This window comes from Pseudonocardia acidicola, from assembly GCF_012911935.1.
GTDB lineage: Bacteria > Actinomycetota > Actinomycetes > Mycobacteriales > Pseudonocardiaceae > Pseudonocardia > Pseudonocardia acidicola.
The window spans coordinates 24796-46348 of sequence record NZ_JAAXLA010000033.1 but is presented as its reverse complement, the minus strand read 5'-3'; the positions used below and the strand labels follow the sequence as shown (position 1 = coordinate 46348).

The 21553-nt window shown below is 72.6% G+C and carries 24 protein-coding genes; 18 read left to right on the top strand and 6 right to left on the bottom strand.

The genetic code is table 11. From position 1 onward, the window contains the following. Positions 1-20 precede the first annotated feature (20 nt). From folE to HF526_RS18220, 10 genes are all read left to right on the top strand, one after another. The gene (folE, locus tag HF526_RS18265) at positions 21-623 is read left to right on the top strand and encodes a GTP cyclohydrolase I FolE (RefSeq protein ID WP_211177439.1); all 603 of its coding nucleotides are present in this window, start codon (positions 21-23) and stop codon (positions 621-623) included. A 1-nt stretch (position 624) separates the two neighbouring features. After that, positions 625-1512 (top strand): dihydropteroate synthase, encoded by an 888-nt coding sequence (folP, locus tag HF526_RS18260; protein ID WP_169382703.1) that lies wholly within the window; start codon positions 625-627, stop codon positions 1510-1512. Continuing rightward, a complete protein-coding gene (folB, locus tag HF526_RS18255; protein WP_169382701.1) occupies positions 1509-1916 on the top strand; it encodes a dihydroneopterin aldolase in 408 nt (135 codons plus the stop codon). Before folP ends, folB begins: the two co-directional genes overlap by 4 nt. Before the next feature lie 79 nt (positions 1917-1995). Beyond that, a complete protein-coding gene (folK, locus tag HF526_RS18250; RefSeq protein ID WP_169382700.1) occupies positions 1996-2511 on the top strand; it encodes a 2-amino-4-hydroxy-6-hydroxymethyldihydropteridine diphosphokinase in 516 nt (171 codons plus the stop codon). Further along, entirely contained in the window at positions 2508-2981 is a 474-nt protein-coding gene (locus HF526_RS18245) for a DUF3180 domain-containing protein (RefSeq protein WP_169382698.1), read from the top strand. Before folK ends, HF526_RS18245 begins: the two co-directional genes overlap by 4 nt. 56 nt (positions 2982-3037) lie before the next feature. Then, a complete protein-coding gene (locus HF526_RS36445; RefSeq protein WP_169382697.1) occupies positions 3038-4492 on the top strand; it encodes a PrsW family intramembrane metalloprotease in 1455 nt (484 codons plus the stop codon). A gap of 143 nt (positions 4493-4635) precedes the next feature. Further along, a complete protein-coding gene (locus HF526_RS18235; RefSeq protein WP_169382695.1) occupies positions 4636-5529 on the top strand; it encodes a Rossmann-like and DUF2520 domain-containing protein in 894 nt (297 codons plus the stop codon). Next, positions 5526-6404 (top strand): pantoate--beta-alanine ligase, encoded by an 879-nt coding sequence (panC, locus tag HF526_RS18230; RefSeq protein WP_169382694.1) that lies wholly within the window; start codon positions 5526-5528, stop codon positions 6402-6404. The genes HF526_RS18235 and panC overlap by 4 nt, the downstream gene beginning before the upstream one ends. Positions 6405-6419: 15 nt before the next feature. Beyond that, on the top strand, positions 6420-6869 hold the full coding sequence (gene panD, locus HF526_RS18225) for an aspartate 1-decarboxylase (RefSeq protein WP_169382692.1): 450 nt from the start codon (positions 6420-6422) through the stop codon (positions 6867-6869). 15 nt (positions 6870-6884) lie between these two features. Next, on the top strand, positions 6885-7748 hold the full coding sequence (locus HF526_RS18220; protein WP_169382690.1) for a type III pantothenate kinase: 864 nt from the start codon (positions 6885-6887) through the stop codon (positions 7746-7748). On the opposite strand, the gene HF526_RS35470 is transcribed toward HF526_RS18220, so the two are convergent. Both HF526_RS35470 and HF526_RS18215 read right to left on the bottom strand, forming a co-directional pair. After that, positions 7655-7852, bottom strand: coding sequence for a hypothetical protein (locus tag HF526_RS35470; RefSeq protein ID WP_239028831.1), 198 nt, complete (start codon positions 7850-7852; stop codon positions 7655-7657). The genes HF526_RS18220 and HF526_RS35470 overlap by 94 nt on opposite strands. Beyond that, the gene (locus HF526_RS18215; protein WP_239028830.1) at positions 7828-8433 is read right to left on the bottom strand and encodes a class I SAM-dependent methyltransferase; all 606 of its coding nucleotides are present in this window, start codon (positions 8431-8433) and stop codon (positions 7828-7830) included. Before HF526_RS18215 ends, HF526_RS35470 begins: the two co-directional genes overlap by 25 nt. Before the next feature lie 91 nt (positions 8434-8524). Between HF526_RS18215 and lysS the strand changes: the two genes are divergently transcribed. The 5 genes from lysS (at position 8525) to HF526_RS18190 (ending at position 15390) form a co-directional block, all read left to right on the top strand. Then, positions 8525-10024, top strand: a complete 1500-nt coding sequence (gene lysS, locus HF526_RS18210; protein ID WP_338051559.1) for a lysine--tRNA ligase — start codon at positions 8525-8527, stop codon at positions 10022-10024. Positions 10025-10172: 148 nt separating this feature from the next. After that, positions 10173-10520 (top strand): Lsr2 dimerization domain-containing protein, encoded by a 348-nt coding sequence (locus tag HF526_RS18205; protein WP_169382688.1) that lies wholly within the window; start codon positions 10173-10175, stop codon positions 10518-10520. A gap of 180 nt (positions 10521-10700) precedes the next feature. Beyond that, entirely contained in the window at positions 10701-11513 is an 813-nt protein-coding gene (locus HF526_RS18200) for a siderophore-interacting protein (protein ID WP_169382687.1), read from the top strand. A 225-nt stretch (positions 11514-11738) separates the two neighbouring features. Further along, a complete protein-coding gene (locus HF526_RS18195) occupies positions 11739-14285 on the top strand; it encodes an ATP-dependent Clp protease ATP-binding subunit (RefSeq protein ID WP_169382686.1) in 2547 nt (848 codons plus the stop codon). 103 nt (positions 14286-14388) lie between these two features. Continuing rightward, positions 14389-15390 (top strand): YihY/virulence factor BrkB family protein, encoded by a 1002-nt coding sequence (locus tag HF526_RS18190; RefSeq protein WP_211177426.1) that lies wholly within the window; start codon positions 14389-14391, stop codon positions 15388-15390. A 78-nt stretch (positions 15391-15468) separates the two neighbouring features. Here the strand turns inward: HF526_RS18190 and HF526_RS18185 are convergent, their stop codons facing one another. Beyond that, positions 15469-16944 (bottom strand): GAF domain-containing protein, encoded by a 1476-nt coding sequence (locus HF526_RS18185; RefSeq protein WP_211177425.1) that lies wholly within the window; start codon positions 16942-16944, stop codon positions 15469-15471. A gap of 161 nt (positions 16945-17105) precedes the next feature. On the opposite strand from HF526_RS18185, the gene exaC reads away from it, so the two are divergent. After that, complete coding sequence (exaC, locus tag HF526_RS18180) at positions 17106-18629, top strand: acetaldehyde dehydrogenase ExaC (RefSeq protein ID WP_169382683.1); 1524 nt, start codon at positions 17106-17108, stop codon at positions 18627-18629. Next, the gene (locus HF526_RS18175; RefSeq protein ID WP_169382682.1) at positions 18629-19012 is read left to right on the top strand and encodes a DUF779 domain-containing protein; all 384 of its coding nucleotides are present in this window, start codon (positions 18629-18631) and stop codon (positions 19010-19012) included. The genes exaC and HF526_RS18175 overlap by 1 nt, the downstream gene beginning before the upstream one ends. Positions 19013-19036: 24 nt before the next feature. On the opposite strand, the gene HF526_RS18170 is transcribed toward HF526_RS18175, so the two are convergent. Both HF526_RS18170 and HF526_RS18165 read right to left on the bottom strand, forming a co-directional pair. Beyond that, on the bottom strand, positions 19037-19819 hold the full coding sequence (locus HF526_RS18170; protein ID WP_169382681.1) for an SIR2 family NAD-dependent protein deacylase: 783 nt from the start codon (positions 19817-19819) through the stop codon (positions 19037-19039). A gap of 74 nt (positions 19820-19893) precedes the next feature. Next, on the bottom strand, positions 19894-20205 hold the full coding sequence (locus tag HF526_RS18165; protein ID WP_169382680.1) for an antibiotic biosynthesis monooxygenase family protein: 312 nt from the start codon (positions 20203-20205) through the stop codon (positions 19894-19896). Between the two features lie 28 nt (positions 20206-20233). On the opposite strand from HF526_RS18165, the gene HF526_RS18160 reads away from it, so the two are divergent. Further along, positions 20234-21028: an alpha/beta fold hydrolase gene (locus tag HF526_RS18160; RefSeq protein ID WP_338051558.1), complete on the top strand. Its 795-nt coding sequence runs from the start codon at positions 20234-20236 to the stop codon at positions 21026-21028. 28 nt (positions 21029-21056) lie between these two features. Here HF526_RS18160 and HF526_RS18155 read toward each other — a convergent pair whose 3' ends face one another. Continuing rightward, the gene (locus HF526_RS18155) at positions 21057-21551 is read right to left on the bottom strand and encodes a 2'-5' RNA ligase family protein (RefSeq protein WP_169382679.1); all 495 of its coding nucleotides are present in this window, start codon (positions 21549-21551) and stop codon (positions 21057-21059) included. Positions 21552-21553: the final 2 nt, after the last annotated feature.

Below are 21553 nucleotides of genomic sequence, written 5' to 3'. Positions count from 1 at the left end.
GCGGCAACGTCCCCGGCGGCCTGACCGCGGCTTCGGCCGCGGTCGACGGCCGCCGGGGTGTCGATCGGGTGCGCGCCGAGGCGGCCATTCGGGAGCTGCTGATCGCGTGCGGAGAGGATCCGGACCGGGAGGGCCTGCGGGACACCCCGGCCCGGGTCGCGCGGGCGTACGAGGAGATGTTCGCGGGCCTCTACACCGATCCGGACCACGTGCTGGACAAGACGTTCGACGAGGACCACCAGGAGCTCATCCTGGTCAAGGACATTCCGATGTACTCGACGTGCGAGCACCACCTGGTGCCGTTCCACGGCGTCGCGCACGTCGGCTACATCCCGTCGTGCACCGGCCGGGTCACCGGGCTGTCCAAGCTCGCGCGCCTGGTCGACCTCTACGCGAAGCGTCCGCAGGTGCAGGAGCGGCTGACGGGCCAGGTGGCCGACGCGCTGGTCCGCAAGCTGGATCCGCGCGGGGTCATCGTCGTCATCGAGGCCGAGCACCTGTGCATGGCGATGCGGGGCATCCGCAAGCCGGGCTCGCGTACCACCACGTCGGCGGTCCGGGGGCTCTTCCAGAGCTCGCCGACGTCCCGGGCCGAGGCGTTGTCGCTGATCCGGGGTAGCTGACATGAGTGCCGAGGGTTACGGCCTGCCGAACCTCGGGCGCTGCGCGGTGATGGGGATCCTCAACGTGACGCCCGATTCGTTCTCCGACGGCGGGCGCTATCTGGACCGCGAGCACGCCGTGGCGCACGGCGTCGCGATGCGTGACTCGGGGGCCGACCTGATCGACGTGGGCGGCGAGTCCACCCGGCCGGGCGCCGGCCGCGTGGATGCCGCGACGGAGACGGCGCGGGTCGCCCCGGTGATCCGGGACCTGGTCGCCGAAGGCGTCACGGTCAGCGTCGACACCACGCGGGCGGCGGTGGCCGAGGCCGCCGTGGAGGCGGGCGCGACCGTCGTCAACGACGTGTCCGGTGGCCTCGCCGATCCGGCGATGGCCGCCGTCGTGGCCGACGCCCGGGTGCCGTGGATCCTCATGCACTGGCGTGGGCACAGCGACCGGATGCAGAACCTGGCCACCTACGAGGACGTGATCGGCGAGGTGCGCGCCGAGCTGGTCGCCCGCGCCGACCACGCGGTGATGGCCGGGGTGGATCCGTCCCGGATCGTGCTCGACCCGGGGCTCGGGTTCGCCAAGACCGCCGGGCACAACTGGGCGCTGCTGCGCCGGCTGGACGTCCTCGTCGCGCTGGGCTTCCCGGTGCTGGTCGGGGCGTCGCGCAAGCGCTTCCTCGGCCAGTTGCTGGCCGACGCCGACGGCACCGTCCGCCCGCCGGACGGCCGCGAGGTGGCCACCGCCGCGATCAGCGCGCTCGCCGCGAACGCCGGGGCCTGGGGGGTGCGGGTGCACGACGTGGGCGCATCGATGGATGCGATCGCGGTGACCGCGGCCTGGCGGCTGGGGGCTTCGCGGGCCCGCACCGGTCCCTGGCTGGGCGGGTCCGGCCCGTGACCGACCGGATCGAGCTGCGCGGACTCAGGGTCCGCGGCCACCACGGCGTGTTCGACCACGAGCGCCGCGACGGGCAGGACTTCGTCGTCGACGTGACGGTCTGGATCGACCTGGACGCCGCCGCGAAGTCCGACGACCTCGCCGACACCCTCGACTACGGCGCGCTCGCCCAGCGGGCCGCCGCGGTGGTCGGCGGCGAGCCGTGCAACCTCATCGAGACCGTCTCCGCGCGGATCGCCGAGGAGGTCATGACCGACGAACGGGTGCACGCCGTCGAGGTGACGCTGCACAAGCCGCAGGCCCCGATCCCCCTGGAGTTCGCCGACGTGGCGGTGGTCGCGCGCCGCTCCCGCCGCAACGGCCGCTCCGGCCCCGACCCCCGCGGACGGATCGTCCCCGCATGACCCCGCGAGTCGGCAGTTTCGGGAGCGCGAGTCGGCATTTTCGGGCGGCCGAGTCGACCTCTTCGGGCGGGCCGTCCCGATGAGCCGCGCGGTGCTGTCCCTGGGGTCGAACCTCGGCGACCGGTTCGCGTACCTGCGCACCGTCGTCGTCGATCTCGCCGATGTGCTCGTCGCCGCCTCCCCGGTCTACGAGACCGCGCCGTGGGGCGGCGTCGAGCAGGACGACTTCCTCAACGCCGTGATCATCGTCGACGACCCGGCCACCGACGCGCGGGGCTGGCTGTGCCGCGGCCGGCGTCTGGAGAACGCCGCGGGCCGGGTCCGTGAGGTCCGCTGGGGGCCGCGCACCCTCGACGTCGACGTGGTCACCGTGGACGGCGCCGACGGAGCCGTCCACAGCGACGACCCGGAACTGCTGCTGCCGCACCCGGGCACGCCTTCCCGGGCGACGGTGCTGCGGCCCTGGCTGGACGTGGACCCGGACGCGGTGCTGCCCGGGCACGGGCCGGTCCGCGCGCTGCTCGACGCGCTGCCGCCCGCCGACGCCGCAGGCATGCGACGCCGCGACGATCTGAGGTGGGAGCTCCCGCGATGACCCCCACCCGGGTGCGCGACCTGCTCGTCACCGGGCTGGTGACGGCGGTGATCGCGTACTTGCTGGTCCGGCTCACCTACGGCTCGCTGCCGTCGTTCCCGGGCCCGGCCGGGGTGACCCTGGGCGTGCTGGGGCTGGCCGAGACGATCGCCGGCAACGCGCTGCGGGCGCGCATCGAGCGCCGCCCGGGCGCCCGGCCGGTGCAGCCCCTGGTGGCCGCGCGAGCGGTGCTGCTGGCCCAGGCCTCGGCGCGGGCCGGGGCCCTCGTCGCCGGCCTGTGGGCCGGACTGCTGGCCTACGTGCTGCCGCTGCGTGGGGCCGTCGCGGCGGCGGCCGACGACACGGTGGCGGCCGGGGTCGGCCTGCTGTGCGCGATCGGCCTGGTCGCGGGCGCGCTGTGGCTGGAGCGCTGCTGCCGCACCCCCGACGACAAGGGATCCGGCCCGGAGGACGATCCCACCGGATCCTGACGGGGCCGGTCCCGGTCCCGCGCGGCCGACGGTGATCGCCCGTAGGCTCCCCGGGCATGGCGCAGTCGCTCCCGATGCCCACTCGGCAACATCGTGGTGTCCTGGCGCCGGTGGTCGGCCTGGTCGCGCTCGGCGTCTGCGGGCTGGTGGTCCTGGGGCTGGTCGGCCGGTCGGTCGGCGCGGGCGCGGTCGTCGTCGGGGCGTTGTGCGCGCTGCTGCCGGTCGGGCCCGTGGTCGCGGCGTTCCTGTGGATCGACCGCTGGGAACCCGAGCCGCCGCGGATGCTGCTCGTCGCCTTCCTGTGGGGCGCCTGTTTCGCGGCGCTGTCCGCGCTGCTGATCAACAGCAGCGCCGCGCTGGCCGCCGATCAGCTTCTCGGCCGCGGCCGCGGGGACCTGCTCGGGGCCACCATCATCGCCCCGTTCGTCGAGGAGGCGTTGAAGGGCCTGTTCCTGGTCGGCCTGCTCGTCTTCCGGCGCCGCGAGTTCGACGGGATCGTCGACGGGATCGTCTACGCCGGGCTGGTGGCCGCCGGGTTCGCGTTCACCGAGAACATCCTCTACATCGGGCGGGCCTTCGCCGAGCACGCGGCGGCGAGCCAGAACGGCGGGGTGCTGGCCGTGCTGCTGCTGCGCGGGGTGTTCTCCCCGTTCGCGCACCCGCTGTTCACCGCGATGACCGGTATCGGCGCCGGTATCGCCGCGACCACCCGCAGCCCCGTCAGGCGGGTGCTGGCCGTGCTCGGCGGCTATCTGCTGGCCGTCGTGCTGCACGCGCTGTGGAACAGCTCGGCGACGCTGTACGGCGGCGGCGTGTTCATCGGGGTCTACGGCTTCGTGATGGTGCCGATCTTCCTCGGGATGGTCACGCTGGTGGTGTGGCAGCGCCGCCGGGAACAGCGGATCGTCGCCGATCAGCTGCCCGGTTTCGCGCAGGCGGGGTGGATCGCGCCGAGCGAGGTGCAGTTGCTGGCCAGCCTCGCGGGCCGGCGGGGGTGGCGGGCCGCGGTGAAGCAGCGCTCCGGCAAGCACGCCGCGCGGGCCGTCGCCGACTACCAGGCCGCCGTGACGGAGCTGGCGTTCCTGCGGTCCCGCATCTCCCGCGGTTCGGTCCAGGACAACGCCCAGCAGCGCCACGAGGAGCGGCTCGTCGCGCTGACGAGGGCGCGCGCCCGGGCGGTCGGGATGCCCGACGCGCTCACCGCGGCCTGGCGCCGGCAGCCGCCCCCGGGATGGCGGCCACCGCCGCCGACGCACCCGCCGATGCCCGTGCCTGGCCACGGCGGGCCGCCCGGCCCCCGGACACCGGGCCCGCCCTGGGGCGGCGCGCCCGGTGGCCGGCCCCGGCCGGGGCCCGCGACCTACCCGCCGCACCAGGGGCGGCCGCCGTATCCGGCCGGTCCGCCGCCGACCGGCCGTCCGCCCGCCGGCCGTCCGCCCGCCGGGCCGCACCCGGGAGCGTCGCCGTATCCCGGCGCGGCCGGACCCCCACCGGACGGTCCCGCGCGGTAGCCGCCGGCCGTTGCGCCTGGTGAACCCGGTCACGCGGCGTCGCCGCGGACCCCGGCCGCGTCTAGCCTGTGGTCGCGTCGCCACCAGTAGCCGACACCTCGTCTGGTACCCGCCACGGGACTGGAACGAGCAAGGAGCGCGTGATGAGTGCAGGCCGGCCTGCCCGGCTGGCCGTCGGAGTGGTCTCCGCCGGCCGTGTGGGATCCGTTCTGGGTGCGTCCCTGGCCGCCGCCGGTCACCACGTCGTCGCCACGTCCGGGGTTTCCCGGGCCTCGGTGCACCGCGCCGGGACGCTCCTGCCGGGCGTGCCGCTGCTGCCCCCCGACGAGGTCGTGCAGCATGCCGACCTCGCCCTGCTCGCCGTCCCCGACGACGTGCTGGCCGGCCTGGTCCGCGGGCTCGCGAGCGCCGGCTGCTTCCGGCCCGGGCAGATCGTCGTGCACACCTCCGGGGCGCACGGCGTCGCGGTGCTCGACCCGGCCCTCGAACACGGAGTGCTGCCGCTCGCGCTGCACCCGGCAATGACCTTCACCGGCCGCCCGGAGGACGTCGACCGGCTGGCGGCCTGCTGTGTCGGGGTCACCGCGGCGGCGGACGACGAAGCGGGCTGGAGCGTCGGGGAGGCGCTCGTCGTCGAGATGGGCGCCGAGCCGGTGCGCATCGCCGAGGCGGTCCGCCCGCTGTATCACTCGGCCCTGGCCCACGGCGCCAACCATCTGGTCACGCTGGTCCGGGACTGCGCCGACATCCTCGAGCGCGCCGGCGTCCGGCCCGCCGAGCGGCTCATCGCGCCGCTGCTGTCCGCGGCGCTGGACAACGCGCTGCGCCACGGCGACAAGGCGCTGACCGGCCCGGTGGCCCGCGGTGACGCCGGCACCGTACGGACCCACCTGCGCGAGCTCGCCGCGGTGGACCCCGACCTGGCCGACACCTACCGGGTGCTGGCCCGCCGTACCGCCCGCCGGGCCGAGGCGGCCGGGCTGCTGCCCAGCCACGCCGTCGACGAGGTCCGCGACAGTTTGAAGGAGCAACGGTGACCACCGTACGAACGCAGGGCGGTTACGCCCCCGGCCGGCTCACCGTGCACCGCACGCCCGCCGAGCTGAACGTCGTCACCCGGGCGTTGCGCGGCGCCGGCCGCAAGGTTGCGCTGGTGCCGACGATGGGCGCGCTGCACGAGGGGCACCGCGAGCTGATCCGGCACGCCCGCCGGCTCCCGGGATCCACCGTGACCGCCGTGTCGATCTTCGTGAACCCGCTGCAGTTCGGCTCGGGCGAGGACCTGGAGCGCTACCCGCGCCCGCTGGAGGCCGACCTGGAGGTCTGCCGCGAGGAGGGCGTCGAGCTGGTCCTCACCCCCGGCGTCGAGCACATGTACCCGCCGGGCTCGGACACCCGGCTCGCCCCGGGGCCCGTCGCCGACCAGCTCGAGGGCGCCGTCCGCCCCGGTCACTTCGCCGGGATGCTGACCGTCGTCGCGAAGCTGTTCCACATCGTCGGCCCGGATGTGGCGCTGTTCGGCGAGAAGGACTACCAGCAGCTGGTGCTGATCCAGAAGATGGTCCGCGATCTGGACTTCCCGCTGCACGTGGTCGGGGTACCGACCGTCCGCGAGTCCGACGGCCTGGCACTGTCCTCGCGCAACATCTACCTGTCCGCCGAGGACCGGCACCGTGCGGCGACGCTGTACCGCGCGCTGCGCGAGGGTGCCGCGGTGTCCGCCCGAGGCGCGGACGCCGTGCTGGAGACCGCCCGCGCGGTGCTGGCCGAGGAGCCGGCGCTGCAGGTGGAGTACCTCGAGCTCCGCGACCCGGAACTCGGACCGGCGCCCGCCACCGGCCGGGCCCGGCTACTGGTGGCCGCCCGCCTGGGCACGACCAGATTGATCGACAACGTCCCGGTCCAGCTGTAGCGGGGGAGAACGCCGATGTTCCGCACCATGATGAAGTCCAAGATCCACCGCGCCACGGTGACCCAGGCCGATCTGCACTATGTCGGCTCGGTCACCATCGACCAGGACCTGATGGACGCCGCCGACCTGCTCGAGGGCGAGCAGGTCGCGATCGTCGACATCACCAACGGGTCCCGCCTGGAGACCTACGTGATCCCCGGTGAGCGGGGCAGCGGGGTGATCGGCATCAACGGCGCCGCGGCGCACCTGGTGCACCCCGGTGACCTGGTCATCCTGATCTCCTATGCGCAGCTGGACGAGGCCGAGGTCAAGGCCTACGACCCGCGCGTGGTGTTCGTCGACGAGCTGAACCGGATCGTCGAGCAGGGCAACGACCCCGGGCACGCACCGGAGGGGTCGGGTCTGCTCTCCGGTTCGGTGACCCGGTCCGGCGATTCCGCCGGGCTGCTGCTGGCCGAGCGATAGGAACGGGGCCCGACCGTGCTGCTCTGCATCGACGTCGGGAACACCCAGATCGCCCTGGGGCTCTACCCCGAAGCCCCCGAGGAGCTGGTGCGTCCCGAACTGGTCCGGGACTGGCGGATGCGCACCGACCCGCGGATGACCGCCGACGAGCTGGAGGTGGCGATCCGCGGCCTGCTCGGCGAGTACGCGGCGCACGTCACCGGCATCGCCGCGTTGTCCACGGTGCCGTCGCTGCTGCGCGAGCTGCGGCTGATGCTCGACCGGCGCAACGCCCGGATGACCACGGTGGTGGTCGGGCCGGGCGTGCGGACCGGCGTGCCGCTGCTCGTCGACAACCCCCGCGAGGTGGGTGCCGACCGGGTGGTCAACACCCTCGCCGCGCACCGGCTGTACGGCACCGCGTGCATCGTCGTCGACTTCGGCACCTCGACGAACATCGACGTGGTCTCCGCGCGCGGTGAGTTCATCGGCGGCGCACTGGCCCCGGGCATCGAGATCTCCCTCGACGCGCTGGCCACCCGGGCCGCGGCGCTGCGCACGGTGGAGCTGGTGCGGCCGCGCTCGGTGATCGGCAAGAACACCGTCGAGTGCCTGCAGTCCGGCGTCCTCTACGGCTTCGCCGGGCAGGTCGACGGCCTGGTGCACCGGATCCTCGACGAGCTGGGCCCCAAGGCGGGGCCGGTCACCGTGCTCGCGACCGGCGGGCTCGCCCCGTTGATGGAGGGCGAGTCGGAGACCATCACCGAGTTCGTGCCCGACCTGACGCTGCTCGGGCTGCGACTGGCCTACCTGCGCAACGCGCGCAGCACCGTCGTCACCAGCGGCAGCTCGAACATCCCGTCCGGTGAGTCCCAGGTCTCCGGCCGGGTGGCCAGGTAGGCCCGGATCCGGGCGTAGGCCGCGTCCCGCTCGGCGGGCTCGCTGACCAGCGCCCACGAGTGCGTGCCCAGCATGTCGATCAGCCGGTCGACGGTGAGCCGCATCCCGTGACCGAACGCGGCGCGCTCGCCGGGGCCGAAGGCCGGGTGTGCGGGCAGCTCCGGGCGGTCCCCGCCGCGCGGCACCCCGGGCACCGGAGGTCCCGGGACGCGACCTCGTGATAGCCGGCCACCCAGTCGACGTCGCTGTCGTCGGCGTTCCACAGCGCGGCGAGCACGCCGCCGGGGCGCAGCACGCGGGCGATCTCAGGCATCGCGCGAGCCTCGTCGAACCAGTGGAAGGACTGCCCGCACAGCACCGCGTCGACGGAGGCGTTCGGCAGCGGGATCGTCTCCGCGCTGCCTTCCAGCACGGTGGCGCCGGGCACCTCGATCCGCAGCCGGGCGAGCATCTCCGCGTCCGGCTCCACGGCGACGACCGTGGTGCCGGGCCGGGCCACCAGCGACGCGGTCAGCTTCCCGGTGCCGGCACCCAGGTCGAGCAGCTGCGGCGCGGCCCGGCCGGCCAGCGGGTCGAGAGCCCAGTCGATCGCCGCGTCGGGGTAGCCGGGGCGATGCGCGGCGTACGCCGCGGCGACGGCGCCGAAGGACCGGGCCCGCCGATCCGGGTCGGGAATGTCGGACATGGGCAGACCGTACGTCCGCGGGCCGGAATGCGCCTGCATCAACGCGTCCCGCCGGTCGGCGGCCGCAGCGGCCTCGCTAATCTTGCTCAGCGTGACTACACCGCCGCGCCCGCTCGACGACGACCTGCCTGAGCAGATCCGGGTGCGTCGCGCGAAGCGTGAGGAAATGCTGGCCGCCGGGACGGATCCGTACCCGGTCGAGGTCCCGCGCACGCACACCCTGCGCCAGGTCCGGGAGGCGCACCCCGATCTCCCGCCGGACACCGCCACCGGCGACCAGGTCGCCGTCACGGGCCGGGTGATCTTCCAGCGGAACACCGGCAAGCTCTGCTTCGCCACCCTGCGTGAGGGTGACGGAACCGAGCTGCAGGCGATGCTGAGCCTGGCCAACGTGGGCGAGGAGGAGCTGGCCCGCTGGAAGTCGATGGTCGACCTCGGTGACCACGTGCTCGTGAAGGGCGAGGTGATCACCTCCCGGCGCGGCGAGCTGTCCGTGTCGGCCGGCAGCTGGTCGATGGTGTCGAAGGCGGTGCGGCCGCTGCCGGTGGCCCACCGCGAGCTGTCCGAGGAGACCCGCGTCCGGCAGCGCTACGTCGACCTGATCATGCGCCCGCAGGCCCGCGAGATGGTGCGCGCCCGATCGACCGTCCTGCGCACCCTGCGCTCGGCTTTCGAGCGGCGCGGATTCATCGAGGTCGAGACGCCGATGCTCCAGCTGCTGCACGGCGGCGCGACCGCCCGACCGTTCGTGACCCACGCAAATGCACTCGATACCGACCTCTACCTGCGGATCGCGCCGGAACTGTTCCTGAAGCGGTCCGTCGTGGGCGGCATCGACCGCGTCTTCGAACTCAACCGGGTGTTCCGGAACGAGGGCATTGATTCGACCCATTCGCCTGAGTTCGCGATGCTGGAGGCCTACCAGGCCTACGCGACCTACGACGACATGGCTGAGCTCACCCGGGAGTTGGTGCTCGAAAGCGCGCGGGCCGTCTTCGGTTCCACGGTCGTTCGTCACGCGGACGGGTCCGAACACGACCTGGGCGGGACTTGGCGTTCCGTCACCCTGCACCAGGCTGTGTCGGAAGCGGTCGAACAGGATGTGACCGTGGACACTTCGGTCGAAACGCTCCGAAAGTTGGCGGCGAAGCACGAGGTCGAGCTGAAGGATTCCTGGTCGGCCGGCGAGATCGTGCTCGAACTGTTCGAGAAGCTGGTCGAGCATACGTTGATCGAGCCGACGTTCGTTCGGGACTACCCGGTCGAGGTGCGTCCGCTGACCCGCCAGCACAGGGACGACCCGCGGCTGGCCGAGGCGTGGGATCTCATCGTCTTCGGTACGGAGCTGGCCACCGCCTACTCCGAGCTGGTCGACCCCGTCGAGCAGCGCGAGCGGCTGCACGCGCAATCGCTGCTCGCCGCGGCCGGTGACATCGAGGCGATGCAGCTCGACGAGGACTTCCTGCGGGCGATGGAGTACGGAATGCCGCCGACCGGTGGCATGGGAATGGGTATCGACCGGCTGCTCATGACCCTGACCGGGTCGGGGATCCGCGAGACCATTCTGTTCCCGCTGGTCCGGCCGGAGTGAGACCCGCCGCACTTCCCTGCTGATTTCGCCGTTCTGAGGGCGCTTCGGGCGGGGCCGACTCGACAGTGCCGCTGTAATGCAGATAGGCTGCATTTAGCGGCATCGCCGCATGACATTACCCAACGATTATGCATGGAGGGCTGCGGCGGTGGCGCAGATCCGTGAGATCAGACTCATCGACGACCTGAGCGGCGAGGCGGCTGACGAGACCGTCGAGTTCGGGATCGACGGCAAGAACTACGAGATCGACCTGTCGACGGACAATGCCGGAAGGCTTCGTGACGCGTTGGCCGCCTATGTGGCCGCCGCGCGTCGTTCCGCCGGCCGGCGCCGGGGTTCGGGCGGCGGTGCTTCCGGCGGCGGGAGCCGTCGCCCGTCGATCGACCGTGAGCAGAACCAGGCCATTCGTGACTGGGCCCGCAAGCGCGGGATGAAGGTTTCCGACCGCGGCCGGATCCCGGCCGACGTGCTCGAGGCCTACCACCAGGAGAACTGACGCCTGCGTGGCAGTGCCGAGGTGCCGGTGACATCGGCGCTGACATCGGCACTCCAGTGGTGCCGACGGGGCCGACCGGATATCCGGTCGGCCCCGTCGTCCTTTTCGCAACGGGGATAGCCTGGCCGCGACAGCCGGGCCGGCTCCGCGGCGCCGCCCGTCGCCGATGGGGGAGGATCGATGGCCCGCACACTCACGAGCCTCGAGGTGCTGCGCACCGAGCGTGTGAGCCCGCACATGATCCGGGTCGTGGCCGGGGGCGCGGATCTCGCCGAATTCCCGGACACGCCTTACACGGATCGGTACGTCAAACTCGTCTTCCCGCAGCCCGGTGTGGACTATCCGGAGCCGCTCGATCTCGACGCGGTCCGGCGCGATCTGCCTCGTGACCAGTGGCCGGCTACCCGCACCTATACCGTGCGTGCCTTCGACCCGGCCGCCGGCGAACTGACGATCGACTTCGTCCATCACGGCGACTCCGGGCTGGCGGGCCCGTGGGCGGCGGCCGCCCGTCCCGGTGACCGGCTGCGCCTGCTCGGCCCCGGCGGGGCCTACGCGCCGCGCCGCGACGCCGACTGGCACCTGCTGATCGGCGACGAGGCCGCGCTTCCGGCGATCGGCGCCGCACTCGAGCGGCTCCCCGCCGGCGTCCCGGCGTACGCGCTGATCGAGGTCGAGGACGCCGCCGAGCGGCAGGACCTGTCGTCCCCGGCCGGCGCGCGGATCACCTGGCTGTACCGCGCCGACGGCGGCCCGGGTCTGGTCGATGCCGTGCGGGCCCTGGAGTTCCCGGCGGGCCGGGTGCATGCGTTCGTGCACGGCGAGGCCGGGGAGGTCAGAGACCTGCGCCGGCACCTGCTCGACGAGCGCGGTGTGCCGCGGGAGCAGTTGTCGATCTCCGGGTACTGGCGGCGCGGCCGCGACGAGGATGGCTTCCGGGTCGACAAGGCGGCCGAACGCGACGCCGAGCAGCGGGCGGCCGCGGCCCGCTGAGGCCCGGCGGCGGGGGCGGGCACTGGATCTGAGATCGTCCTCACAGCTCGATGACGCCGCCCGTTCACCTGCCGGGAATCCCACAGGATGGGACCGCGTTGTGCTCGAGCGGGTGCGCCAGGCGCGCGCTGGAGGCGGTAGGAGCCGTCCGCCCGATACAGTGGTATGGGGCGTCCGCGGTGCAGCGCGCGCCGCATGTGTGGGCGCAGCAGGCAAGGAGTGCGAATGTTCGAGAGGTTCACTGACCGAGCAAGGCGGGTTGTCGTCCTGGCGCAAGAAGAGGCCCGGATGCTCAACCACAACTACATCGGCACCGAGCACATCCTCCTTGGCCTGATCCACGAGGGCGAGGGTGTGGCCGCCAAGGCGCTCGAGTCGCTCGGGATCGCCCTGGAGGGCGTCCGTCAGCAGGTCGAGGAGATCATCGGCCAGGGCCAGCAGGCGCCGTCGGGGCACATCCCCTTCACGCCGCGGGCCAAGAAGGTCCTCGAGCTGTCCCTGCGCGAGGCGCTGCAGCTCGGGCACAACTACATCGGCACCGAGCACATCCTGCTCGGCCTGATCCGCGAGGGTGAGGGCGTCGCGGCGCAGGTGCTGGTCAAGCTGGGCGCCGACCTGAACCGGGTCCGCCAGCAGGTCCTGCAGCTGCTGTCCGGCTACCAGGGCAAGGAGCCCGCCGAGGCCTCCGCGGGCCGTGGCGAGGGCACCCCGTCGTCGTCGCTGGTCCTTGACCAGTTCGGTCGCAACCTCACCCAGCAGGCCCGTGAGGGCAAGCTGGACCCGGTCATCGGCCGGGAGAAGGAGATCGAGCGGGTCATGCAGGTCCTCTCCCGGAGGACCAAGAACAACCCCGTCCTGATCGGCGAGCCCGGTGTCGGCAAGACCGCCGTCGTCGAGGGGCTGGCCCAGGGCATCGTCAAGGGCGAGGTGCCCGAGACGCTCAAGGACAAGCAGCTCTACACGCTCGACCTGGGCTCCCTGGTCGCCGGTTCCCGCTACCGCGGTGACTTCGAGGAGCGCCTGAAGAAGGTGCTCAAGGAGATCCGCACGCGCGGCGACATCATCCTGTTCATCGACGAGATCCACACCCTGGTGGGTGCGGGTGCCGCCGAGGGCGCGATCGACGCCGCCAGCATCCTCAAGCCGATGCTGGCCCGCGGTGAGCTGCAGACGATCGGTGCGACGACGCTCGACGAGTACCGCAAGTACGTCGAGAAGGACCCGGCCCTGGAGCGCCGCTTCCAGCCGATCCAGGTCGGCGAGCCGAGCGTCACGCACACCATCGAGATCCTGAAGGGTCTGCGAGACCGGTACGAGGCGCACCACCGGGTCACCATCACCGACCCGGCCCTGGTCGCCGCGGCCACCCTGGCCGACCGGTACATCAGCGACCGCTACCTGCCCGACAAGGCGATCGACCTGATCGACGAGGCCGGTGCCCGGATGCGGATCCGCCGGATGACCGCGCCGCCGGACCTGCGCGAGTTCGACGAGCGGATCGCCGCTGTCCGCCGCGACAAGGAGTCCGCGATCGACGCGCAGGACTTCGAGCGGGCCGCGCACCTGCGCGACCAGGAGAAGCAGCTGCTCGGCCAGAAGTCCGAGCGGGAGAAGCAGTGGAAGTCCGGTGACCTGGACGTCGTCGCCGAGGTCGACGACGAGCAGATCGCCGAGGTGCTCGCCAACTGGACCGGCATCCCGGTGTTCAAGCTCACCGAGGAGGAGACCACGCGTCTGCTCCGCATGGAGGACGAGCTGCACAAGCGGATCATCGGCCAGGAGGACGCCGTCAAGGCGGTCTCGCAGGCGATCCGCCGCACCCGCGCCGGCCTGAAGGACCCGAAGCGCCCGTCCGGCTCGTTCATCTTCGCCGGCCCGTCCGGTGTCGGTAAGACCGAGCTGTCCAAGGCGCTGGCGAACTTCCTGTTCGGCGAGGACGACGCGCTCATCCAGATCGACATGGGTGAGTTCCACGACCGCTACACCGCCTCGCGGCTCTTCGGTGCCCCTCCCGGCTACGTGGGCTACGAGGAGGGCGGCCAGCTCACCGAGAAGGTGCGCCGCAAGCCGTTCTCGGTCGTGCTGTTCGACGAGATCGAGAAGGCCCACCAGGAGGTCTACAACACCCTCCTGCAGGTCCTCGAGGACGGCCGCCTGACCGACGGTCAGGGCCGGACGGTGGACTTCAAGAACACCGTCATCATCTTCACCTCGAACCTCGGCACCCAGGACATCTCGAAGGCCGTCGGGCTCGGCTTCGCGTCCGGCAACGACGAGGCGTCGAACTACGAGCGGATGAAGTCGAAGGTCAACGACGAGCTGAAGAAGCACTTCCGCCCGGAGTTCCTGAACCGCATCGACGACATCATCGTGTTCCACCAGCTCACCGAAGAGCAGATCATCACGATGGTGGACCTCATGATCACCCGCGTCGAGGCCCAGCTGGCCAACAAGGACATGGGCATCGAGCTCACGCCTGCGGCCAAGGGGCTGCTCGCGCGGCGGGGCTTCGACCCCGTGCTGGGCGCCCGGCCGCTGCGCCGGACCATCCAGCGGGAGATCGAGGACCAGCTGTCCGAGAAGATCCTGTTCGGCGAGGTCGAGCCGGGCCAGATCGTGGTCGTCGACGTCGAGGGCATCGACCCGGACGCCCCCGAGGGCTCCCGGGCCGCGGACGACAAGGCGCGCTTCACCTTCCGGGGTGAGCCGAAGCCGGCCGTGAACGTCCCCGACGCCCCGCCGGTCGACCTGGCCGGTGCCGGCGACGAGTGAGTGAGCACGTCCAGCTAGACCGCAGTACCGAAGGCCGGTCCGGACCATGTGTCCGGGCCGGCCTTCCGGCGTCTGGCGGCTCTCCCGGCCTACCGTTGCCGCCATGAGTTCGGTCCGCGCCGTCCCGGAGACCCGGCGCATGACCGGCGCCGAGCTGTCCGCCGACGACGCCTGGCACACCGTGTGCCGCTTCGGCCTGTGGCACCTGCTGGCCACGGGATTCGTGCGGTTGCGCTACGGCGACGGGTTCAGCCACGCCCGGGCGTTCGCCCTGCAGCTCGCGCTCGCCGCGGTACCGCTCGTCATCGCGGGGGCCGGACTCGCGACGGCGGTCGGCGTGGAGTCGTTCGCCGAGGTCATCGCACGTACGGTGGTGGCGATCTCGCCGGGGAGCAGCGATGCCCTGGTCCAGCAGGCGATCGGTAACACCGGTGACGAGGGCAGCGAGCGGGCCGAGGTCGTCGTCGTGCTGGGGCTGGTCACCGCATTCGCCGCGGCCACGTCGGCGTTCGCTCAGCTGGAGCGCGGTGCCAACCGGATCTACGGCACGGAGCGCGACCGGCCCGCGCTGCGCAAGTACGGCCGCGCCGCCCTGCTGACGGCCACCGCAGGCGTGTCGATGACGATCGGCCTGCTCCTGATCGTCGCCGGGGAGCCCTTCGGCGAGGCGATGGAGCAGGTCTACCGCTGGGGTGACACGGCGGAGGAGCTCTGGGACGTGCTGCGCTGGCCCTGCGGCCTGGTGGCGCTGGTCGTTGCCGTGACGGCGCTGCTGCGGTTCGCGCCGCGCCGCCGCCAGCCCGGGTCGAGCTGGCTGGCCGTCGGCGGTGTCGTGACCGTCCTGGCGTGGCTCGCCGGGTCCGGCCTGCTGGCGCTGTACGTCGCCCTGGCGGCCGGATTCGGCGAGACGTACGGTCCGCTGACGGCCGTCATGGCGCTGCTGCTGTGGGCCAATGTCACCGGCATCGCGCTGCTGGCCGGGTTCGCGCTGGCGGCCCAGCTGGAGGCGGTACGGGGGGGGCTCTCCGACCCCCGGCTGCCCGACAGCGACGACGACGGCATCCCCGACCGGCTCGACGAACACCCCGCCTCGCCGGCGCGCTGACCGCGACGCGCGCGGCGGTACCGCGATTCGCGCAACGAAAGGTGCCGACTCGCGGTACCGAAAGTGCCGACTCGCGGGTCAGGGGGTTCGGGCGGTGAGCACGGCGTGGCGGGGGTCGGTGCGTGGGAGCAGCCGGAGCAGGCGTTCGACGAGCTCCTGGTCGTCGGCGCCGCCGGGGGTGCCGGCGAGGGCCCACATCGCCGCGACGTCGCCCTGGCCCAATACGGCACGGCGGACCGCGGCGGCGAGGTGCTCGCGTTCGTCGCGGACGCCGGGGGCCTCGGACGTGGCCAGCAGCGGCCCCCGGTAGAGCTCTGCGGCCTCGCGCACACGGCCCGCGGTCAGCGCGTCGCGGACGTGCAGGAAGTCGGCGTCGACGCTCGCCTGCAGCCGGTAGGGCTGGGTGCGGATCATCCCGGCGTCGAGCGCGACGCGCAGTCGATGCATCTCCGCGCGCACCGTGACGGGGTTCCCGTGGTCGCCGTACAGGTCGGTGGCCAGTTGGTCGGCGGAGCGGCCCTCGGGGTGCAGCGCGAGCAGGGCGAGCAGTTCGGCGTGCCGCAGGCTCAGCCGCACCGTGCGGCCGTCGAGGCGCGCGGTCGGCCGTTCGGTGCCCAGGAACGGCAGTGCGAGCGTCGGGCGGCGCCGTACCCCCGGCCGGTGCAGCCGCAGCAGGTAGCCTTCCGCGAGCGGCTCGAGCACGCCCTCACCGTGCTCGCCCAGGGAGATGCGGTCACCGGCCTGCGGCAGGAGAACCCGGTCGGGCAGCCAGCCCTGTGGCTGCACGGCCAGCACACGTCCCCGGGGGCTGAGCAGCGCGCCGGGCCGGCCGCGCAGGCCCGCGAGGTGCGGCAGGTTACGGGCCCGCAGCAGTTCGTCGCGGACGGCCAGCCGCGTGGCGAGGTGGTTCTCGGCGAGCCGGGCGGCGGCCACGACCAGGGCCAGCGTCGCCGGGTGGAAGGTGCGCAGCGGGCCGGTGACGTCGACGGCGCCGACCACCTCACCGGTGTCGGGATCGTGGATCGGGGCGGCCGCACAGGTCCAGGTGTGGTATGCGCGGACGAGGTGCTCGGCGGAGTGGATCTGGACGGCACGGTCCGCGGCCAGCGCGGTACCCATCGCGTTCGTGCCGATCGAGTCCTCGGTCCAGCGGGTGCCCTCGACGAGGTCGACGCGCTCGGCGCGGCGCAGCACGTCGTGCTGGCCCTCGCGCCACAGGATGTGCCCCTGGGCGTCGGTCACGATCATCATGTGCATGGCCTCGTCGGCGATGCCCACGAGGGTGTCGCGGAGCACCGGTACGACCGGCGCCAACGGGTGGGCCTCCCGGATGCCGCCGATCTCGCCGGGCTCGTACACGTGGGCCGGGCCGCCGTGGTCGGGGTCGACCCGTGCGGCGAGCGAGCGCTGCCAGGAGTCGGACACGATCGGCCGTGGGGCGGCCGGTGCCTCGGTCCCGTTCAGTACCGCCTCACGCACCTGGGCGAGCAGTCGGGCGCGCGCCACCGGATCGGTGATCCCGGCGGTCGCGCTGGGGGGCTGAGCCCTCGTCATGGTTCCTCGAGACACGCTGCGGCTTCGTCGGCGATGGCGTGATGGATCCGCAAATTCGGTTCTACATATCGAATCATGGTGCATCTGCGTGCAACCCGGTTGCAACCCCCGTCTTCCTAGTGTCCGGGATCACCTCATCCCAATGACGTGGAAGGACCGACATGGCGAAGTACGCGGCTCCCGGCGAGGCCGGCAGCGTCGTGCAGTTCAAGCCCCGCTACGAGCACTTCATCGGCGGTGACTACGTGGCCCCGGTGAAGGGCCAGTACTTCGAGAACCCCACCCCGGTCACCGGGCAGCCCTTCACCGAGGTCGCCCGTGGTACGGCCGAGGACGTCGAGGCCGCCCTCGACGCCGCGCACGCCGCCGCGCCGGCGTGGGGCAAGACGTCGGTGACCGAGCGCGCGAACATCCTCAACAAGATGGCCGATCGGATCGAGGCGAACCTCGAGAAGATCGCCATCGCCGAGAGCTGGGAGAACGGCAAGGCCTGCCGGGAGACCCTCGCCGCCGACATCCCGCTCGCGATCGACCACCTGCGCTACTTCGCCGGTGCGATCCGCGCGCAGGAGGGCGGCATCTCGGAGATCGACAAGGACACGATCGCCTACCACTTCCACGAGCCGCTCGGCGTGGTCGGGCAGATCATCCCGTGGAACTTCCCGATCCTGATGGCGATCTGGAAGCTCGCTCCGGCACTGGCCGCGGGCAACGCGGTCGTGCTCAAGCCCGCCGAGCAGACCCCGGCGTCGATCCACGTGCTGCTGGAGACGGTCGCCGACCTGCTGCCGCCGGGCGTGGTCAACATCGTCAACGGCTTCGGGGTCGAGGCCGGCAAGCCACTCGCCTCGAACAAGCGCATCCGCAAGATCGCCTTCACCGGTGAGACCACCACCGGCCGGCTGATCATGCAGTACGCGAGCGAGAACCTGATCCCGGTGACGCTGGAGCTGGGTGGCAAGAGCCCCAACGTCTTCTTCGACGACGTCGCCGACCGGCAGGACGCGTTCCACGACAAGGCGCTCGAGGGCTTCGCGATGTTCGCGCTCAACCAGGGCGAGGTCTGCACCTGCCCGTCGCGCGCGCTCATCCAGGGCGGGATCTACGACGACTTCCTGGGTCAGTGCGTCAAGCGCGTCGAGCAGATCAAGCAGGGCCACCCGCTCGACACCGAGACCATGATCGGCGCTCAGGCCTCGAACGATCAGCTCGAGAAGATCCTGTCCTACATCGACATCGGCCGGCAGGAGGGCGCCAAGATCCTCACCGGTGGCGGGCGCGCCGACCTCGGCGGTGAGCTCTCCGGCGGCTACTACGTGCAGCCGACGATCTTCGAGGGCAACAACGCGATGCGGATCTTCCAGGAGGAGATCTTCGGCCCGGTCGTCTCGGTGACCCGGTTCTCCGACTACGACGACGCCATCACGATCGCCAATGACACCCTGTACGGGCTCGGCGCGGCGGTCTGGTCCCGTGACGGCAACACCGCCTACCGGGCGGGCCGTGACATCCAGGCCGGCCGGGTGTGGGTGAACAACTACCACGCGTACCCCGCGCACGCGGCGTTCGGTGGTTACAAGCAGTCCGGCGTCGGGCGCGAGAACCACAAGATGATGCTGGACCACTACCAGAACACGAAGAACATGCTGGTCAGCTACTCGCAGAACGCCCAGGGCTTCTTCTGATGGGTCAGCGGCCCGCCCGGGTGGCGCTGACACCGGCGGCCGCGGATCTTCTCGTCAGGCTGACGGAGATCCACGGTCCGCTGATGTTCCACCAGTCCGGCGGCTGCTGCGACGGCAGTGCGCCGATGTGCTACCCGGAAGGGGACTTCCGGACCGGCGGCTCGGACGTCCACCTGGGCGACCTGCACGTCGAGGGGCTCGCGCCCATCGGCTTCTGGATGTCGGGGTCACAGTTCGAGTACTGGAGGCACACCCACCTCACCGTCGACGTGGTGGCCGGCCGGGGCAGCGGGTTCTCGGTGGAGGCGCCGGAAAACGTCCGCTTCCTGATCCGCTCCCGCCTGTTCACCGACGAGGAATCGGCCGCCCTCGACGGGGTGTGACGCGCGGCCCGGGTCCGGCCCCGGTCACCTGCGGGTGGCCGGGGCCGGGTCCGCTCCGCGGACGAGGGGGTCGAGGGCCAGCAGGGTCTGCGCCGCGGCAGCGGCCAGGCCGACGCCGCGGCCGTGCCGGACCTCCGGCTCCCGGACGTTGATCCGGACCAGCGCCCCGGACGCCGCGGAGGCCAGCTCGGCCTGCCGGCGCACGGTCGGCACCGCGGTGCCCGCGCCGAGTTCCACGACGGCCGGCCGGACGCCCTCGGCGCGGAGGCTGCGCAGCCACGCCTGGTGCGCTTCCAGCGCGACCTGCGAGCGGCCGGGCTCCCACGACCGGTCGCCGAACATCAGGATGTTGGGCCGGGCCACCGCACCGCACCGCGGACACGCCGGCAGCGGCGGGTCCGCCCGCATCGTCGCGGTGTCGACCTGCACGGCGACGCCGTCGGCGGACCACACCGGCTGCCCGCACCCGGCCAGGCACTGCAGGTGGTGGATCGAGCCGTGGCACTCCGCGACGACGTCGTCGGCGAACCCGGCCCGCTGGAACTGCCCGTCGACGTTCGAGGTGAACACCCGGGCCTGCCGGCGTCGCGACCACTCCAGCAGCACCCCGAACCCGGCGTGCGGCACCGTCGTCCGGTAGAGCTCGAGCCGATGGCCGTAGAAGCCCCAGGCGAGCCCGGGGTCGTCGGCGAAATGCACCGGGTCGGCGAGCTCCTCGAAGGCCAGCCCGAGGGCCCGATAGGGCGGGTAGGCCCGCCAGAAGCCCTCGGTGCCGCGGAAGTCCGGCAGCCCTGAGTCGACCCCCATGCCGGCACCGGCGCAGATGAGAAGCGCGTCGGCGCCGCGCAGGAGCGCTGCGGCCCGCTCGAGCTCGACGGGGCTCAGGACCGGTCGGGAGTGGAGGACTGGACGACCTCGAACTCCAGCAGCGACGAGCCGGTGCCGACCGGACGGGCCCGCTCGCCCGCGTGCGCCTCCATGGCGGGGCCCTTCATCCACGCCTGGAAGTCCTCGTCGCTCTCCCAGTGCGTCACCACGAAGTACCGGTTGTCGCCGGACACGGGACGCAGCAGCTCGAAGGAGATGAATCCCTTCTGGCCGTCCACGGCGTGCAGTCGGTGGGCGAACCGCTGCTCCAGCTCAGGGCCTGCGCCCTCGGGGACCTCGATTGCGTTGATCTTCACGACTGCCATGACACAAGGCTAGTAGCAGAATGCGGGCGTGCGACGTTCGGTGCGGACCTCTGACGGCGTGTACCTGGCCGTCGTCGAGTTCGGCGGCGACGGGCCGCCGATCCTGCTGCTGCACGGCCTGATGGGGCGGGCGACCACGTGGTGGCCGGTCACCGGCTGGCTCACCGGGCACGGCCGGGTACTGGCCTTCGACGCCCGCGGGCACGGCCGCTCGCAGGCCGCCGGCCCGTGGACGGCCGAGCGGATGGCCGCCGACGCCGCCGAGATCCTCGAGCAGGCGGGGGCCGGCCCGGCCGTGGTGATCGGCCACTCGATGGGTGGGCTGCACGCGCTGGTGCTGGCCGCCCGGCGCCCGGACCTGGTCCGCGCGGCCGTGGTGGAGGACATGGCGGTGGACTTCCGCGGCCGCAGCGTCGACGACGCCCGGGCCTGGTTCGGGGCGTTGCCCCAGCCGTTCCCCTCGCTGGCCGCGGTCCGCCGGGCGTTCGGTCACCCGCGCCCGGAGTTCGGTGACTACATGGCGGAGTGCGTCGAGGAGCGCGCCGACGGCTACCACCTGCTCAGCCGCACCGAGCACGTCGTCGAGATCGCGTCGGAGTGGGCGCGGCGCGCCTACTGGGACGTGCTCCCCGCCGTGCGCTGCCCGACCCTGCTGCTGCAGGCCGAGGAGAGCGTGGTCCCGGACGGGCAGGCCGAGCGGATTGCCGCCGCGATCCCCGGTGCCCGGCACGTGCGGATCCCGGGCAGCGGGCACCTCGTGCACGCGGGCGCTCCCGGCGCCTACCGGGAGGCGGTGGAGAAGTTCCTCGCCGGGGCCGGCTGAGCCGGCGCCCACCCGGCGGAGCTCCCGGTCAGGAGAACAGCGGCTCGGCGGTGCCGGTGCGGCTGTCGGCGATCTCGACGCCCACCACCCGCGCCCGTACCGGGTGCACCGGGTAGAGCGCCGCGAACGCCTCGGCGGGCCGGTCCGATGCGAGGACGCAGTGCGGAAGCCAGGAACCGGGCAGGTAGGCGGCGAAGGGGGAGCGGACCCGGCCGGCGAGCGCGTCGTGCACGGCGGCGTGCACCGCGAGCAGCTCGGCGTCGACGATCGCGGCGAGCACCAGCTCGTCGTCGCGCCCGGCGACCGTGCCGAGGGTGGCCAGCCACAACGCCGGCAGCGTGAGCACCCGCAGCTCGTCGGCCAGCGCGGCGCGGGCGGCGGCCGGGATGGTGGCCGCGGCGGCGAAGGTGACGGTGGGCCGGTCCGCGGGCACGGGCAGGCCGCGGCCGGCGGCGCGGGCCCGCAGCCCGGTCAGCTCGGTCTCGGCGGTCTCGTCGAGGCGGACCCGCACGGTCTGCGCCACAG